We start from the raw sequence: 16,674 nt of genomic DNA, 5'->3' as shown, positions 1-16,674 counted from the left end.
CTCTACTGAGAGTCCCTTACGGGTCACTGCGCCTTGGTCGTTGTCATGATGCGCGTTGTGCAAGCGCCACCATTGCCCCTGGCGTAGGTAGGAACGGCACCTGGCCGTCGACAACTTGCGTCACGCGCCACCATTCATCGCGACGAGTTTCATGCTACATAATCGCGGATGCTCGTCCTTGCACTTGCCCGCTCATCCCGAGTCTCTGGGATGTGGTGGGAACGCTGCCGAATGCGCCTCCTTCGTTTCGCCGGTCAGCGCCGTCTCACAAGGCCGTAGGGGGCGGACTGACCCGTCCAGCAGCGAAGTTGCGGCGGTTTGCCCAGCTCAGATCGCGAACGTCAACGTCCTGGATGGGTTCGTCGTACCAGGGATCGCGCCCCGGAGGCGCAATCTGATTGAACGTCTCCTGATCGAAATCTTCAGACAGCTTCCAGTCTGGCTGGATGCCTGTGATGGTTTGGGCGGAGACGAGTCTTGATGCCAGGACCGAGATGTGCACTTCTTTGCCGTCGAGGAGCTCGCGGACAGCGGCCCGGAGATCCTCCGCGCGATGTCTCAGGACGAAATGGACTTGGTATCCGACGCCCGAACCAGCCGCCGCGTCGTCGCCCTGTTTGAGGTGATTTAGGAAACCCGCGATCGAGTCATCCACCAAAGTTGCCGTCGCGGTGTCGTACCACGTTGGCTTCGCCGACCGATACGCGTGGTCGATGCTGTTCTCTACCCTCCGCCAGGCTCGGATGCGGCGTGCTGGGTTGTCGATTTTCCACAGCACGGCTTGGACGGTCTCGGGTGGCGTGTCCTTGCCCAGCGCGACGAGCAGTTCTGCGATCCAAGCGAGGATCTGATCAAGGTCGCTGAACGGCACGGCGTCGTCTGAAGGAAGCAGGTTCGCGATCTCAGCAAGAACTTCGGCCAGCTGTGCTCTGTCGGGGTCTCCGGCTGGTTGATTCGACGGGCTCTGACACTTCCCAAGAACCAAGCTTCGCTGCTCATCCGCCGTCCCGATGAGTAGGCGCGTCAATGGCTCGCTGTCCCCGCTAGTCGCCGCCTTGACTGCGGCATCGACCGTCGCATCGCTGACGTCATGATCAAGGATGCCCATAGCAAAGTACCGGTCAAAGTACTCCTCGTGTTGGACGCTTTGGCGACGAGTGCTCGCGTGAACCGAGAGCTGGTCCTTCGTTTGGTTCTTCGGGAACAATGAGACGAGCAGTTTGCGGGCAGTGCCGCGGCGGTCCGTCGGGACAACTTTAAGGAGCGACTCGATGTCGAATGGCTCATATGTAATCGATTTGGCGTCGAACTTCATCTCCCCGGTGTGCCCGGAGAGGAGTTCGCTTCTGTATAGCGGGATCGCGTTGAAGAGAGCGGGGAAGCTGACGCGGATGAGAGTCAGGAGCTGGACATCCTCGTCATCGATCTCGTTCGGAGGTAGGAGTGGGATGTGGTGCTGCAACTGAGCGACATAGCGATCAATCGCTCGGGGAGTCGTCAACAGATCCGTAAAGCACTTGACCAGGGCTCCTAGACGCTGACCGGACAAACCATCGTCGACGGTCTCTCGTGAGATCTGAGCAAGCCCGGTGTTCAATCGCGTGACCTGTTGGTGGCGCAGCAGCGGGGGCACAAAAATCGGGTATTGAACAATCTTCTCCATGAACCGCTCGGCCGAACCATCATGGGGATTAACTGCACTCGATGCAGTCATGCTCCGATAAAGGGTTTCATCGTCGTACGCGAGCAGGTATTGAACTCCTGCGAACCTGCCGAGCAGTCGTACCACTTTGAGCAATGCCAATAGCTCATCACCGTGGAGTCGGTCGATGTCGTCGACGACCACGAGTATGGGTTTCTTGAGTTCCGCAAGTTCCTTAGACGCCTTGCTGAACGCGACTTGCCAGGACGGTGACTTCGCCAATGCCTCGCTGATGAGCCGAGCCCCTTCAGCAGCGGCGCCACCAGCATATGGGATCAGGTTCGCGGCGGGCGCAGCGACTGACGCTGTCACGGCAAGAGCTTGCCGCACCTGCTTTCCCTTCTTCTTAGGTAGCACCTCCGCGAGTGATGAGTGGAACTCGCCCAAAAGCCCGGAGATATCACTAGTCGCCCAGGGAGTAAATCGTGCTACGGCCCACTCAGGGTGCTGTCCCTGTAACTCCTCGACAATCATGTTGACCAGCGAGGTCTTCCCGCTGCCCCACGGTCCGCTGAGCCCGAAAACGGCGCTCGACTCGAACGAGTGGGTCGCGTGGATCAGCGCTGCGGCTCGCTCTGCGTATGGTGATCGCCCCAGCGCGTCCTCGTCCTTCGAGCTGAGCGCCTCGTCCGTCCAAGCGTTCTTTTTCAAGATCTGACCGTCCCGTGTTCGTCGTTGGCAGTCTCGGGTGCCTCGATCGAGCGATCGGACCAAGACATTAATTGTCTGGGTTATCCACCCAGATTAGATGCACTCGCTCGATAGTGCTGCGTGACGGCGGCGGAAAGCGACCCGGTTTCGGTGCCTTCGTATCTGGGAAGAGTCGTCGCTGGAAGGGCCGCGCCACCATTACGCGACTATTCCTCGTCAGCGTAGATCGCCGCCCTGAATTCGTCGGCACGCGACTGTGCCGTGATACGGCTGCAGCGGTGGGAAGAGTGCGGACCACTGGGAACCAGACGGCACGGCTCTGACATCGGCCGGCTCGGCGAAGCTGCACGCGACCTGGATGCGCGTATTTCATGCGGCCACCTCTCGGCTGATGACATCGCCCAGCGCCCTCCGCGCCCGGAGTTCGTTACTGCGTTCCGGCTCGCCGTCGACCGGAGCCAGCTCCGGACGTTCGGCATATTGAGCTGCGAAATCCCACTCGACTACTTTTGCATCCCACGCATCAACAACCTTCAGCCAAGCCTCGAACAAGTCCCGCACTTCGCGCGTTCCGTAGGCGGCCAGCAGCGCCCGCGCCTCAGCCCTGTCGTTACGCGAAGGAACGATGATCTTGCGACGGGGCACATGAATGTCCCATCTCGGGTCCTGGGTGTCGGTGTAGTTCCAGATCTGGTCTTGTACAACGAGGCCTCTCGTTTCGACGATTCGCAGTACTTCTATGTAAGCTTCCGCGCGCCGCTTGGCGTCATCGCGTCGCAGTCCACGGTTGGAGTCCAACCGTGCGAGCCAGATGCCGACAACGCCCAGGGTGAGCGATACGAAGGAGGCGATGACAGCTGCCCAGCCAGGATCGATCATCGCTCCAGATTAGAAGCTCGGGTATTGCGTTAGCTCATCCCGACGGCGAGTCGACGTGTGGTAGAGGTGCAAGCCTCGCGCGGATCTACCTGTTTCCAAAGCAGTGGTGCTCCGCGCGTCTTCGTGCGAGACCGCCATGTTTCGACGCGGACGCAGCGAAATTTGTGAGTGACGAAATCTACTCCTCAAAGAACAGCGATTCGTCAGGATCGACCCCCACGTCGAGTTTGCGCCAACCTACCTCGATTATTCCTCCAGACTGTCGCCGGGCAGCGGCGATTCGGAGCTGGGCCGCGTTATAACGCGCGCCCTGCGCCGGCGTGAGGTAGGGCGTCAAGGAGGCCACATGATCGGCCCGATTCGACGCGACCTCGAAGTCCACATCCGTCGCCTCGGCCGCTGCTTCAAGCATCTGCACCGCACGTTCCACCGTGGAGCGCTTCACCTGACGGGGCAGCTCAGGGACGAGGTTGATCATCCCGTCCTCACTGACTATGACGACCAGGCACCCTTTCTCGTTGGCTGCAGCTTGATAGCGAACACCCGAGTTGTATCGCGCCCCGCGGGCCGCGTCGCCGATGTCGGGGCCCGCGACTCCATCCAAGATGACGCCCACGGCGACGCACGTGCCGTCGGGCCTTAGCAGAATGGCGCCGTCTATGGACGTGACAGCCGCGAGGGCGTTACCACTGAGCTTGCGGGGCTCGATCAAGGTCGCTTGGGCTCTAAGGCGGTCGGCTTCAGTGTCGGCGTTGCGATGGACTACCAGCATCGTCCCGTGCTGCTGGTCGGCGGCCCCCCTTACCTGGGACCACAGCTCCGCAGGGTCTACGTCTTCTCCCAGTACGCGCCGTGCTGTGTCGATGAACACTTCTCGAGATATACGTTCTTTTGGCAGTAGCACTCGTCCGTTGTCGACTCGCATCAGGCCCGCATTGTTATGGGATATCTCCCACGTGCCTCGCGAAGTGACTGTGACGTCGTACGCATTTTCGGCGTCCGGGTCATAGCTCTCAAGGAGTCGACCCAGTCCAAAGATATCCATGCCATCGGTGATCAGCGCCATGTCCACGCTGGACATCTCCAGCGCCTTCCTGAATACGCGCGATCGACGCACGCTCAGAGGTGGATCAAACATCAGGTCGAATGAGAGCGCTTCATGCGTCCGTTTCGTCAGAATAATCGAACCGAGCGCGGTGCGGCCCTCATAGGGCTGGGCCGCGACTGCGTCCATGGCGGTCATGAATTCCGTGCCCTCCCACGAGCCGTGAACAGCCACCAATACACTGAGGAAACGTTGCGAAGCGCGACGAATCACGTCACTGGCGATGACGTGTGGCCAGTCCGACCAATCTTCCGGCGGTGTGAGACGGTTCAGTTCCGCGCTGGCGGTCCGTACAACCTCCTCCGCGACGGCATACTGGAGGGACTCGATCGTAGTAAGCCGACCGTCCCGATGTTCGTGAGCTAAATGCGGAAGTCGTTCCCACGCGGAGCTTACGACTGAAATAACAGGGTAGACGCGATACTGACGGACTCGGCGGGGATAGCCCACGTAGAACAGGCGACCTGCTCCTGCAGATGAGCTGGAGAGCGCCTGGGCGATAGCGTCGCGTCGGCACTCCTCTTCGCGATTTTTTATCATCCGCTCGAACGACGCTGTGTCGCTATAGATCAGCCCCGCGTCCGGATGATTTGCAAACAGCTGATCGGCAATCGCTAGCACGTTCTTCAATATTTCGGGGTGGTATTCCCGGTTCTCTGGTTCGATGCAGATCGGCCAATCGGACTCGCCCTCCTCTTGGAATCCAATCAAGAGCGCTTCGGGTGCAGCATATACCCCTATGGATTGGAATGCGTGCTCAGCCACAGATTGAAGGCTGTGTCTGAAATGGGATTGAAATCCCCACATGAATTGATCGATGTATGCGCGCATTAGTGGACGCCTCTCAATGTTGAAGCGGTCGTGCTTCGGTGAACGCCACGGACCGAACTCACGGGGTCTTGTCCAGTCGGCGCTGAAGGTACCCGGCGTCCGGCGGAGCCACTAATGGCGTCGCTAGCGTTACTCCGTCGTGGGGGGCCAGTTGCGCAAGCAGCGCTGGATCGTTCATCAGCTTCGCACCATTCACGTGAACGATTAGGTCGGTGCCGATCGTCAGGTAACCAGCATCAAATGCCTTGTCAACAAGAGTGGAGAGGCAGATTCCGTTGGCGGGATCGGTGCGGATCGAGGCGTCATCGGCCCAGGGAACGATGTGGGAAGCGACGAGAAATTCCCTTGTGGCGATCCCCGTGATCGCGCACTTCCAGCCGTAGTTGTCCTTAACAACCTTGGCGAAGGCGCGCTGGGCACTGCCTCTCGTCCGAATGGTGGAGTAGTTGTCGCGGACCGAGAAATCACCGGAATCGATCTTCTTGAGGATCTGATCAACAACGGTCTGGCTGAAGGGTGCGGCTTCAGCAAAGCTGTCGTCGGTGCCGAGGTCCGGGCCGAGGCTCGCGTAAGAGGCGTTCGTCCCATTCATCGTCGTCAGAGGGGCGATCCGTGCCGTCGGTGGGGCTGGTGGTGACGTGCTCCAGGCGTCGTGATTCCGGTCGGCGTCGAAATAGACGGGGGACGCTCCAGCAGTCGTAAAGTCGGCCGACTGGCACGCCTTCCGCTTGGTAAAGCCGGTGGTTAACGCCTCGACGGTAGGGGGCATTAGTGAGGTCGCGGCGAAAGCGAGGGAAGGCGGAGGATTTATGATGTATGCACGAGCGTGAAGAACGTCGTCCTCGCCGACCAGCTTCACGCCCACGAGAACGCCACTGATCCTGCGTGCCGTGAATGCTCTTAACGCCGTGTAGGCGTCGGCTTGCTTCGTCGCGTTTGGATCGCCAGGGAACGTGCCGGGGCCAGCCTCCGTCGGGTCTGGCGTTAGCCGCCATGGAGCTGGCCCGCGGAGCCCGGTCGTCCAGGACAGGTGCAGGCGGTCATTCGACCACACCGTGAACCCGGGTGTTGATCCGCCCGGCCACTGATAGTTAAAGGTCGACCGACCCGTTCCCGCGGAGGGTGGAAATTTGGCTGATAACAGCGAAGCGTTCGGTCCCGACGTCTGCAGGTAGTCCTTAGTGAAGCTGCGATCTCGTGGATTGTCGGTGAATCGTCCGTACGTGGCTTTTTGAGCGCTTAGGCCAAATTGCCACACCCAAACGGCATCGACTTCCTTCAGAACCATGGCCTATTCACCAATGACAATCGCCTCGGGAGATTCGCGCGACTCGACCTCGCGCCGACTCTGGGCTGCTAGCGAACGGCGTGTGGTGAAGCCCACCACCCGCGCGCCGGAAAAGAGTTCGCGGACACCCTCGGTGTCTCGGTTCGACATCACCCACTTCACGCCGCGATCTGACAGCTCATTGCAGAGCTCAGCCAGCTCCGTCAGGTCGGCAAGCTCAAACACCTTGGCGGTGTACTTATTGAATTTCGAGGTTGGTTCTTTCTCGACCCCCGGCTTGCTGTAGATCGGCAGGTAGGGCGGGTCAAGGTAGACAAAGTCACCCGCGCGGGCTTCAGCAAGGACCGTGCGGAAATCCGCCGCCTGGATGGTCGCCTTCCGTAGAACCTGCTTGATCTGAGCGAGCGTTTCGTCGTTAAACCCCTTGAATGGCCGGTCGCCCCAAGGTGTGTTCATAGCGCCAGTGCGAGAGTTTTCGCGCCACAAGTGATTCCAAGATGTGCCATTGAGGTACAAGAAGCGTGCCGCGCGTTCCACGAGATCGGTCGGCGCTGCCGCACGCACCTCGTAGTAGAACTCCTTAGAGTCGCGCTCCTTGTACTGATTGAGCAGCGGCACAAGTGAGTCCTGGTGGTCCCGCATAGCGACCCACGCTGCGACTAGATGCTCGTTGAGGTCGGCGAGCGTGGCGACACCGTTGATTCGTTCGTGGGCGGCGAGGAAGACGGCACCGCCCCCGAGGAACGGCTCGAAGTAGTTCTCGATGCGTTCCGGGATGTGGGGCAGGATCTGCGGGAGGAGGCGCGACTTTCCTCCTGCCCAGCGAACAAAGGGTCGAACGGGTGCCCCGCCTGGCCCTGAGCCCCCAGCTGGTGCATCAACCGTGCCGAGTATCGTGGTCATGGTCGCGCCTCGCTCTTGGTGTCGTTGGTACGTGTCATCGTATTGAACAGGCAACCACCGACATGGGCGGGCTCGCCGTCCTAGCCAAGCGAGGTAACCGAAGCAATGTCCGACGTCCAGCTCGTATGGCCGAACAAGCACCTCACGCTGCGTGCGTCCGGCGCGACGAGCTACGAGTGGCTGTCTCCGGCGGATACTCGGCTTGCGAAGCCAGCGCGGGTAGATCCGATCAGCGTCGGACCGCTCACCGCAGCCTCGAACGTGCTCGCGATCGGCGACGGCCTCGACGTCCTCGAAGCACTCGCATCCACCCCTGTATTTCAGGGCGGCATCCGACTCGTGTACATCGATCCGCCGTTCAACACGCAGGTCAACTTCCGTCAGTACAACGACTCGATGCAACGGGCGAAGTGGCTATCAATGATGCGCGACCGACTGCTCGCCCTGCGTGACCACCTTGCGGCAGACGCATCCGTCTGGGTGCACCTCGACGATGCCGAGGTCCACCGCGCTCGGGCCGTCATGGACGAGGTCTTCGGGGAGCAGGCGTTCGTCGCGTCCGTCATTTGGCAGAAGAAGACAACCCGAGATTCCCGTGCGGCCTTCTCCTCCAACCACGACACGATCCTGGTCTATGCACCGAGCGGCCCGAAGAAGTGGAAGACGTCACGGAACCTGCTCGTCAAGGATGATGCGCTGCTTCGCAACCGCGACGACGATCCCCGCGGCCCATGGGCAGACGCTCCGTTTACGGCTCCGGGGTACCGCCGCGCGCAGCAGTACGACATCGTCACACCGACTGGCGCGGTGCTGAGGCCGCCGCGCGGACGTTCTTGGTATGCGACCGAACCGACCTTCAAGGATCTTCTCGCTGAGGATCGCATCTGGTTTCCGAAGGGTGGGGATGGGTCACCTCGTCTCAAGTTGTTTGCACACCAACTCCGAGGCCTGGTCCCATTCACCGTATGGGGATCCAGCGACACTGGTACAAATGACGATGCCAAGCGGCACCTGCTGGCTCTGTTCCCAGACATCGAGGTCTTTGACACCCCGAAGCCGGAGTCGCTCCTCGAGCAGATCATCCACATCGCAACGAACCCAGGCGAGCTCGTCGTCGACATCTTCGCCGGAAGCGGGACGACGGCTGCGACCGCACACAAGATGCGGCGACGCTGGGTGACAGTAGAGCGAAACGCCCAGACTGTTGCGGATTTCACCCTTCCTCGCCTGAACGCGGTTGTTCAGGGGGAGGATCCCGGCGGTGTGACGTCAACGCTCGCATGGGTCGGCGGGGGAGCCTTTGAGGTCGTCAACGTCTCACCTCGCTTCGGAGTAGCGGGACTGGGTGCCGCCAGAACACGAATTGCCAAGCTCGCAGAAGCTGGAAGACGGAACATAATCGCGCAAGGCGCGTAAGGCGGTGCCTGGTGACTCTGACCCTTGCTCCGTTGTTACGGGATGCTGGCATTGATCCGGCGTTAGCGCTCGTCATTCGTCACGCCTACGTGCGGGAACACGAAGACTCGGGGCTGGTCGGCCTCCATGCGCATTCGACGCACGAACAGATACTGGAGTACACGCGCAATCAGTCTTCGGAAGCGCGGAAGTTTCCCGCCGCGGCTCCGCGGCTGTGGGTTGTCTTCATCCGTGAGGGCGGTGATCGAGCCAGGCTGTGGTCGGTAATCGAGAACCGCGGTGAGATAGGTAACAACGGGATCCTGCGTACCTTTGACGTCGTCCAGACGAGTCACATGGCTGACCTTCGCAACCGTCTCGTGATTGCGTGGAAGTCTCCGCGTTCATGGCGCATGAGCGGCACCGCAGCTGGCGCGTATCCAGTGGTAGGCATCAGCGACGCAGAACCTGTTCCGTTTCCGGGCTTCGACCGCCTAATCCTTAGCCATACCGAGCTTCAGGCGGTCATGAGAGAACACCGCTACGCCGCATGGCGAACGGCGCTGTCCTCAGTGGTGGGGATCTACTTGATCACGAATACCGTGAATGGTCGCCACTACGTCGGCAAGGCAGACGGTGAGGAAAGCATCCGGCAACGCTGGAGCGCCTACGCGACGAACGGTCACGGGGGCAATGTGGAGCTCCGTAGTCTCGATCCTGCGCGTTTTCGGTTCGCTATCCTGCGCGTCTTTGACCCATCCACTCCAACGTCCGAAATCAACGCAGCGGAGAGCCACTTCAAGAGAGCATTGGACTCGATCGTCCACGGGCTTAACCGGAACTGAAGGGCTGTTCTGCTCCCGAATACGCACCGGCCGGCGGCGGTCGGAGCTTGAAGGTGAAGAGACGGTGGCCATCAATGATGACCACCGTCCTCGTCAAGGTTGATTCCTCTCGCCTTCGACACCTCCGACGCGCTCGATCTGCACCTCCACACCGGTTGACATCTCCAGCAGGAGCGCCGCCCAGATGACCGTTTCAATGTAGTCGTCGCGGTCTATCGGCTCCTCGTTCCACATGCTTCTACCAAGTTCGCGGGTCCGTACCCGATAGATGCCGGGCTCTAGCAGCCGCCGCCCGAGCTCGCTCGGCAGGTCTGTACTCTCACCCTCGTTGTCGGTCAGTCAATCAGCTCTCCCTGGTGCTCCGTGACCCCTATTACCTGGGCATGGTGACCTACAAGGGGCAGGTGTTCGATGGACGCCACGAAGCACTCGTTTCAGCGGAGACCTTCGAACGCGTCCAAGAGGTGCTCGCCGTTCGCAAGAGGCCAACCCAGCGAGACCAGGTGCATGCGCACTTCCTGCGGGGCTTGATGTGCTGCGATCGGTGTCACGAAGCGGGGCGAGAGCGCCGCATGATCTACACCGAAACGAACAACGGAAAAGGTGGAATCTATGGATACTTCCTGTGTCGCGGTCGTCAGGATGCTACGTGCGATCTCCCGCACCTCCCGGTCAAGGACCTTGAGCGCGCCGTTGCTCGCGAAGTGCGTGGGCTCACCCTCGATCCCGGCTTCGCGGCCGAGATGAAGCGCCATGTGCACGAAGCCCTCACTGTGCAGCAACAGGGGGAGAGGGAAGCGCGAGCTCGGCTGGCAGGGCAGTTGAAGAAGCTCGAGGTGCAGGAGTCGAATCTGCTCGATATCGCTGCGGACGGAGAACTTTCCGCGGATGCGGTCAAAGCTCGGCTGCGTAGTCTTGCAGTGCAACGCCGGACGATCGTCGACAAACTCGCTCGCTCAGATGAACAGATCCAGCGTCACGCGGACGTGGTGCTGGCGTACCTCGACCTGCTCGAGCGCCCTTACAGCTTCTACGTCTCCGCATCCGAACCGATCAAGCGGCGCATCCTCGAGGCCTTCTTCTCGGTCCTCTGGATCGAGGATGAGTCCCACCAGGTGCGCGCTCAGGGCCAGGTGCACGAGCCGATCGCTCTGATCCGAGAAGCCGCCGCCGAATGGGCGGACACACACGCAAAGAGCGCCAGCGATACCGCTGACGCTCTGGACTCCACCCCGAGCAACCTTTATCTCAAGGCAATTTGTTCGAGTAAGACAAGTCTGGTGGGCCCGGAGGGGCTCGAACCCTCGACCCGCGGATTAAAAGTCCGATGCTCTGCCAACTGAGCTACAGGCCCTGATGACTCCAGCCTACCGGGACGCCCGAGCCCGACGTGCTCACCGGCGCGAGCGCGCGACGATCCAGAACAGATAGGCCCCGCCGACGACGCCGGTGAGGAGACCGACGGGGATCTGCAGCGGCGCGAGCGCGCGCTGCGCGACGACGTCGGCGATCACGAGGACGGCCGCGCCGGTCAGGGCCGACCCGAGCAACGGGATTCCGCTCGTGCCGAAGAGGCGCCGGGCGAGCTGGGGAGCCGCGAGGGCGACGAAGCCGATCGGACCCGACACCGCGGTCGCCGTGCCGGTCAGCAGTGCGGCGACGACGAGCAGCACGAGCCGTACCCGCGGGGTGCGCACCCCCAGCGACCGGGCGGTGTCGTCGCCGAGTTCGAGGGCGCGCAGATCCCGCCGGCGCAGGATGAGCACGACACTCAGGATGCCGGTCGCCCAGGCGAGCAGGGCGACGTCATCCATCGAGGTGGCGGCGAGACTGCCGTGGAGCCACTGGTCGGCGTTGCGGGCGATCTCGATCGGCGCGCGCGTCAGCAGGTAGTCGTTCACCGCGGCCAGCAGCATCGACAGGGCGATGCCGGCCAGGATCGTGCGTTCGCGGGAGACGCCGACGCTGCGCGCGATGAGCATGACGACGGCCACTGTGAGCAGTCCGCCCATCCACGCCCCCGCGGCCGGCGACGCCGTGGGCGCCACGACGATCAGGCCGACGAGCGCGCCGGTGGCCGAGCCGGCCGTGAAGCCGACGATGTCGGGGCTCGCCAGCGGGTTGCGGGCGAGAGTCTGGAAGACGGCGCCCGCCAGACCCAGTGCCGTGCCGATCAGCAGCGCCGCGAGCACGCGGGGCACGCGCAGCCCGAGCACCACGACGCTCGTGCGCGCATCGGCGCCGCCGGAGAAGACGGACGCCACATCGCTCAGCGACGTCTGGAAGGACCCCGTGGTCACCCCCACGAGGGCGGAGCCGAGGGCGACGGTGACGATCGCCGCCGTGACCAGGGCGTACCGACGTCGTCGGGCGACGGCCGCGACGGAGCTCACGAGGCCCTCCGGATGACGAGCCACAGCAGGAGCGGGGCGCCCAGGAACGCGGCGACGATCCCCGCCTCGATCTCCCCGGGGGGAGCGATGACCCTCCCGATGACGTCGCTCGCGACCGTGAGGGCGGCGCCGGTCACCGCGGCGACCGGAAGCGACGAGCGGACGCCGACGCCGACGATCCCGCGCACGAGATGAGCGACGAGCAGTCCGATGAATGCGAGCGGTCCCGCGGCGGAGGTGGCCGTCGCGCACAGTAACGTGATGGCCGCGCCTGCGCCGAGGACCACGAGGACGGGGGACACCCCGAGCGCGCGCGCCAGGTCGGCGCCGAGGCGGAGCTGATCGAGACCGCGCGAGACGATGACGGCGAGGATCACACCCGCGAGGGCGAACGGCAGCAACTGCAGGGCGACGTCGGGATCCCGGCGCTCGAACGAGCCGACCGCCCAGAAGCGGAAGGACTCGAAGGTGTCGTCGTCCACGAGCGTGATGATCCGCACGAGCGCCCCGAGGCACGCGCTCAGCGCCACCCCCGCCAGCACGAGACCCACGGTGTCGCCCCGCCGACCCGATTGTGCTGCGGCCGTCACCAGCAACGCCGCACCCGCGGCTCCCGCGAAGGCGAACCACACGTATCCGCTCGCCGTACCGACGCCGAAGATGGCGATCGCGGTGACCACTCCCACCGCGGCCCCCGCGTTCACGCCCAGCAGGCCCGGATCGGCGAGGGGGTTGCGCGTCACGGCCTGCATGAGCACTCCGGCCACGCCGAGGCACGCGCCCGTCAGCAGTGCCGTGAGCGTCCGCGGCGCTCGCAGCTCGTGCACGATGACGCCCGCGGCATCCCGCGAATCCGAGAAGAGGGCGGCGACGACATCGCCGGGGGCGAGAGGGCGAGACCCGACGGCGAGACTCGCGATCACCAGCAGGGCCACGGCCCCGAGCATCACGAGGGTCAAGACGAGGGCGCGCGCGCGTGCGCGACGACGCCGCGCGATCACGCGCTCCGCGACGGCCGTCGGGAGAACGGCGGCGGTCACGTCGGGCACACAGGTAAGGATAACCTAACTGGGTGATCGTCTTTCGTTCTTCGTCCGTGACCGACCGTTTCCGTCCCCGACGCCTGCTCGGCATCCTTGCCGCCGCGACCATCCTGGCCCTCACCGGGTGCGCCGGAACGGCCGCCCCCGCGGCATCCATCGACTCCGAGGCCGGTTCGACCGGGGAGTGGGTCGTCGCGCGCGACCTCGAGCCAGGGATGGGCTCGACCGAGGGCGACGGGGTCTTCCCCCGCTCGGTGACCCACTTCGCGGGTGTGACCGAGATCCCCGCGGCCCCCACCCGCATCGCCGTGGTGTCGACGGGCCAGCTCGACGCCCTGCTCACTCTGGGCCGGGTGCCCACCGCCGCCACCCGCGCCGAGAACAGCGGACTCGTGCCCGCCTACCTTCGCGAGGCTTTCCCCCAGGATGCTGCGGCCCTGGACGCCATGACCGACATCGGCCAGCGCACGGAGCCCGACCTCGAGGCGATCGCGCAAGCCGCCCCCGACCTCATCCTCGTCAACGCCACGCGCGGCGCCGAGCTCTACGACGCTCTGTCGGCAATCGCGCCGACGGTCGTCACCAAGGGAAACGGGGTCAATTGGAAGAGCGACTTCCTCCTCATCGCCGACGCGCTCGGCGACGAGGGCGCGGCGCGGGGCGTTCTCGACTCGCTCCAGGGTGACAGCGCGGCGTTCGCCGCCGGACGCGAGGCGGAAGCGACGACCGTGTCGTTCCTGCAGTCGACGGGTGACCGCACGCGCATCATGGGTGTGCCGTCTTTCGCCGGCGGTCTCGCGCAGGATCTCGGCCTCGGTCGCCCCTCGTCGCAGCAGTTCGACGAGACGTCGCAGGAGATCAGCGCGGAGCAGATCGATCTCGCCGACGCCGACCACGTGTTCTACGCGGGCACGGGGGAGGGCGTCGCGTTCATCGAGAGCGCTCCGCTGTGGACGACGCTCGGAGCGGTCACCGACGGGCGGGCCGTACCGGTGGACTACGACCCGTGGTTCATGAATGCCGGACCCACGGCAGCCCGGCTCGTGCAGGACGAGATCATCAGCGAGGTCGATGCCGGCTGACCGGCAGACGAAAGCGAGCGCCGGACCCCCTCGCCTGGGGTCCGGCGCTCGCCGTCAGGTCCGATCGGTCGTCGATCGGTCGGATGCGTGATCGCTCACGCTCCGAGGACTTACATCGGGGGCATCAGCACCGAGTCGATGAGGTACACGGTCGCGTTGGCGGTCTGGACGCCACCGCAGATGACGTTGGTCGAGCCGTTGACCGTGATCGCGTCGCCGGAGCCGGCGACGGTGACGTCCTGGCCCTCGACGGTGGTGTGCGTGCCGTCGATCTCGTCGGGCGAGAGCTGACCCTGAACCACGTGGTACGTGAGGATCTTGGTCAGGGTGTCGGTGTCGGTCTTCAGCGAGTCGATCGTCGCAGCGTCGATCTTGGCGAAGGCGTCGTCGACCGGAGCGAAGACGGTGAACTCGCCGCCGTTGAGGGTGTCGACCAGGTTCACGTTGGGGTTCAGCTGACCGCTGACGGCCGCGGTGAGCGTGGTGAGGAGGGGGTTGTTCGAGGCGGCGACGGCGACCGGGTCAGCGGCCATGCCCTCGACCGAACCGGCACCCGAGGGAACGGCGGCGGCGTAGTCGGCGCAACCGGGGCCCACGAGGTTGGCGGCCGGGTCCATCATCGACGACGACGCCGACGCGGAGGGCGAAGCGGCCATCGAGGGGGCCGACGAGCTCTCCTCGGCGGTGCTGCCCGAGGTGGTGCCACCCGAACATGCGGTGAGAGCGAAGGCCGAACCCAGAACGAGGGCGAGACCGGCGACGACAGGCTTCTTGTTGGTGAGCATGACATTCCTCCGAAATCGTTCGGATCGCGGTCTGCGACCCGGCAGGGACACCCCGGTGCGAGGGGCGGTTCGCCGTGGAGCGGCTTACACAGGGTCTTCGGGACCCCCCGGGGATCGGATTGCGGAATGTTGCGCACGGACCCCGAAACGCCGTCCGAGTTGAAGGAAAAGCCCAGATCAGAGGTAAATAAATATTCTTCCGAATATTTTTCGAGCACCCCGTGGGGGTTCGTTCCCGCCCTCCCTAGCTCAACCGCGACGCGCGCGCGTATGCGTGGGACTCTCCAGGCCGGTAGGCAATGATGGATGACATGGTGATCGACGGCTTAGACCTCCCCGACGACGGGACGGGATCGGTCGACCAGATCGGCGCCCTTCTGGTGCGCGTCGCCGCCGGCGACCGTGCCGCATTCGCGGGCGTGTACGACGCTCTCTCCGCGCGGGCCTTCGGTCTGATTCTGCGCGTGCTCGTCGACCGCGCGCAGAGCGAGGAGGTCCTGCAGGAAGTCTTCCTCGAAGTCTGGCAATCCGCTTCACGGTTCACTCCGAACAGAGGTCAGGGAAGATCGTGGGTGCTCACGATCGCGCACCGGCGAGCGGTGGACCGGGTCCGGTCGTCGCAGTCGAGTACGGATCGAGATGTGCGCGCGGGATTCCGCGATATGGACGTCGCTTATGACGATGTTTCCGAGAGAGTAGAACTGAAAATGGAAGGGCGGCGCGTCGTCGATGCATTGGCGGCGCTTCCCGACGCCCAGAAGGAAGCCCTCACGCTCGCCTATTTCGGCGGGTATAGCCAAAGTGAGATCGCGACCCTCGTCGGGGCGCCGCTCGGAACAGTCAAGACCAGAATGCGCGACGGGTTGTCGCGCTTGAGGATGGAGATGGGGGTGGACAAGTGAACGAGAGGGATTTCGCCGACCTCGCCGTCGGACACGCGTTGAACGCGTTGTCAGAGGCAGATGAGCGCGCGTACCAGGAGGCTTTGGCGGGAAATCCGCATTGGGACCACCACGTGCGCGACGCGAGCGACATCGTGACGGCGATCAGCGCCTCCGTCGAGCCCGTCGAGCCCCCGCCCTCCGTCCGCGCATCCCTGTTCGCGCGTATCTCGGAGCTCCCGCAGGACTCGGCCTCACCGGTCGACGAGTCCTCCTCGCGTCTCGATGAGGAGGACTTCGCGGCCGTGGGTGCCGCTCCGGTCGCACCCGAGCGCGAGAGCGTCACCATCGGTCCGTCCGCAGCATCCGGATGGGGACCGCGTCGGTGGTTCACGCTGGCGGCCTCGTTCGCGGCCGTGCTCGTGCTCGGCTTCGGTGCCGTGACCGTCAGCCAGATCTTCGCTCCCCCGGCCGCCGTCGTGGCGCTCCAGCAGATCGAAGACGCCCCCGACGCGCAGTCGGCGACCGCGACGATGCCCGACGGCACCGTGGCGACCGCGCACTGGTCGCCGTCGACGGGGCAGAGCGTCCTGGTCACCGACGGCATGCCGGCCCCCGAGCAGGGGAAGACCTACGAGCTGTGGTTCGTGCGCGGCGAGACGCCGATCGCCGCGGGCACCTTCGAACCGGATGCCGATGGCAAGGCCACGGCGGTCCTGCAGGGCGAGATGCACAGCGGCGATGTCATCGCCGTGACGATCGAGCCGGCGGGCGGGTCGCCCGACGGAACGCCCAGCTCTGCTCCGGTCGTCGCCGTCGCCACGGCGTGACCCACGGCCGGTGAGCGGGTCGTCCGCGGCCCGCCCGCGGCGGGGCACGCTCTAGCCTGGA

The 16,674-nt window shown here is 64.0% G+C and carries 16 protein-coding genes and 1 tRNA gene; 5 read left to right on the top strand and 12 right to left on the bottom strand.

What is annotated here, in order from left to right:
- Positions 1 to 265: 265 nt before the first annotated feature.
- From RWH45_RS10390 to RWH45_RS10370, 5 genes are all read right to left on the bottom strand, one after another.
- On the bottom strand, positions 266 to 2,353 hold the full coding sequence (locus RWH45_RS10390) for a KAP family NTPase (RefSeq protein WP_315994828.1): 2,088 nt from the start codon (positions 2,351 to 2,353) through the stop codon (positions 266 to 268).
- 369 nt (positions 2,354 to 2,722) lie between these two features.
- The gene (locus tag RWH45_RS10385) at positions 2,723 to 3,232 is read right to left on the bottom strand and encodes a hypothetical protein (RefSeq protein ID WP_315994827.1); all 510 of its coding nucleotides are present in this window, start codon (positions 3,230 to 3,232) and stop codon (positions 2,723 to 2,725) included.
- Positions 3,233 to 3,410: 178 nt separating this feature from the next.
- Complete coding sequence (locus RWH45_RS10380) at positions 3,411 to 5,144, bottom strand: diadenylate cyclase (RefSeq protein ID WP_367575549.1); 1,734 nt, start codon at positions 5,142 to 5,144, stop codon at positions 3,411 to 3,413.
- A gap of 82 nt (positions 5,145 to 5,226) precedes the next feature.
- Positions 5,227 to 6,456, bottom strand: coding sequence for an HNH endonuclease (locus tag RWH45_RS10375; protein ID WP_315994825.1), 1,230 nt, complete (start codon positions 6,454 to 6,456; stop codon positions 5,227 to 5,229).
- A 3-nt stretch (positions 6,457 to 6,459) separates the two neighbouring features.
- Positions 6,460 to 7,359, bottom strand: a complete 900-nt coding sequence (locus RWH45_RS10370; protein ID WP_315994824.1) for a DNA adenine methylase — start codon at positions 7,357 to 7,359, stop codon at positions 6,460 to 6,462.
- Positions 7,360 to 7,464: 105 nt separating this feature from the next.
- Between RWH45_RS10370 and RWH45_RS10365 the strand changes: the two genes are divergently transcribed.
- Positions 7,465 to 8,775: a site-specific DNA-methyltransferase gene (locus RWH45_RS10365; protein WP_315994823.1), complete on the top strand. Its 1,311-nt coding sequence runs from the start codon at positions 7,465 to 7,467 to the stop codon at positions 8,773 to 8,775.
- 11 nt (positions 8,776 to 8,786) lie between these two features.
- The gene (locus tag RWH45_RS10360) at positions 8,787 to 9,599 is read left to right on the top strand and encodes a GIY-YIG nuclease family protein (RefSeq protein ID WP_315994822.1); all 813 of its coding nucleotides are present in this window, start codon (positions 8,787 to 8,789) and stop codon (positions 9,597 to 9,599) included.
- A gap of 93 nt (positions 9,600 to 9,692) precedes the next feature.
- Here RWH45_RS10360 and RWH45_RS10355 read toward each other — a convergent pair whose 3' ends face one another.
- The 6 genes from RWH45_RS10355 to RWH45_RS10330 all read right to left on the bottom strand — a co-directional run bounded on the left by RWH45_RS10355 (position 9,693) and on the right by RWH45_RS10330 (position 13,041).
- On the bottom strand, positions 9,693 to 9,833 hold the full coding sequence (locus RWH45_RS10355) for a hypothetical protein (protein WP_315994821.1): 141 nt from the start codon (positions 9,831 to 9,833) through the stop codon (positions 9,693 to 9,695).
- A gap of 200 nt (positions 9,834 to 10,033) precedes the next feature.
- Positions 10,034 to 10,525, bottom strand: a complete 492-nt coding sequence (locus tag RWH45_RS10350; RefSeq protein ID WP_315994820.1) for a hypothetical protein — start codon at positions 10,523 to 10,525, stop codon at positions 10,034 to 10,036.
- 30 nt (positions 10,526 to 10,555) lie between these two features.
- Entirely contained in the window at positions 10,556 to 10,738 is a 183-nt protein-coding gene (locus RWH45_RS10345) for a hypothetical protein (RefSeq protein WP_315994819.1), read from the bottom strand.
- Positions 10,739 to 10,877: 139 nt separating this feature from the next.
- Positions 10,878 to 10,953, bottom strand: a tRNA-Lys gene (locus RWH45_RS10340).
- A 40-nt stretch (positions 10,954 to 10,993) separates the two neighbouring features.
- On the bottom strand, positions 10,994 to 11,992 hold the full coding sequence (locus RWH45_RS10335; RefSeq protein WP_315994818.1) for a FecCD family ABC transporter permease: 999 nt from the start codon (positions 11,990 to 11,992) through the stop codon (positions 10,994 to 10,996).
- Positions 11,989 to 13,041, bottom strand: coding sequence for a FecCD family ABC transporter permease (locus RWH45_RS10330; protein WP_315994817.1), 1,053 nt, complete (start codon positions 13,039 to 13,041; stop codon positions 11,989 to 11,991). The genes RWH45_RS10335 and RWH45_RS10330 overlap by 4 nt, the downstream gene beginning before the upstream one ends.
- A gap of 47 nt (positions 13,042 to 13,088) precedes the next feature.
- Between RWH45_RS10330 and RWH45_RS10325 the strand changes: the two genes are divergently transcribed.
- Positions 13,089 to 14,117 carry an ABC transporter substrate-binding protein gene (locus tag RWH45_RS10325; protein ID WP_315994816.1) on the top strand — a complete coding sequence of 343 codons (1,029 nt, stop codon included), beginning with the start codon at positions 13,089 to 13,091 and terminating at the stop codon, positions 14,115 to 14,117.
- A gap of 110 nt (positions 14,118 to 14,227) precedes the next feature.
- Here RWH45_RS10325 and RWH45_RS10320 read toward each other — a convergent pair whose 3' ends face one another.
- Positions 14,228 to 14,902 carry a fasciclin domain-containing protein gene (locus tag RWH45_RS10320; RefSeq protein ID WP_315994815.1) on the bottom strand — a complete coding sequence of 225 codons (675 nt, stop codon included), beginning with the start codon at positions 14,900 to 14,902 and terminating at the stop codon, positions 14,228 to 14,230.
- 299 nt (positions 14,903 to 15,201) lie between these two features.
- On the opposite strand from RWH45_RS10320, the gene sigK reads away from it, so the two are divergent.
- The gene (gene sigK, locus RWH45_RS10315; RefSeq protein WP_315994814.1) at positions 15,202 to 15,804 is read left to right on the top strand and encodes an ECF RNA polymerase sigma factor SigK; all 603 of its coding nucleotides are present in this window, start codon (positions 15,202 to 15,204) and stop codon (positions 15,802 to 15,804) included.
- On the top strand, positions 15,801 to 16,613 hold the full coding sequence (locus RWH45_RS10310; protein WP_315994813.1) for an anti-sigma factor: 813 nt from the start codon (positions 15,801 to 15,803) through the stop codon (positions 16,611 to 16,613). Before sigK ends, RWH45_RS10310 begins: the two co-directional genes overlap by 4 nt.
- Positions 16,614 to 16,674 lie beyond the last annotated feature (61 nt).

Origin of the sequence: Microbacterium galbum (assembly GCF_032464915.1) — a bacterium.
Taxonomy (GTDB): Bacteria; Actinomycetota; Actinomycetes; order Actinomycetales; family Microbacteriaceae; genus Microbacterium; species Microbacterium galbum.
Note: the sequence above shows the minus strand (reverse complement) of the source record. Positions and strands in the feature narration are given on the sequence as shown.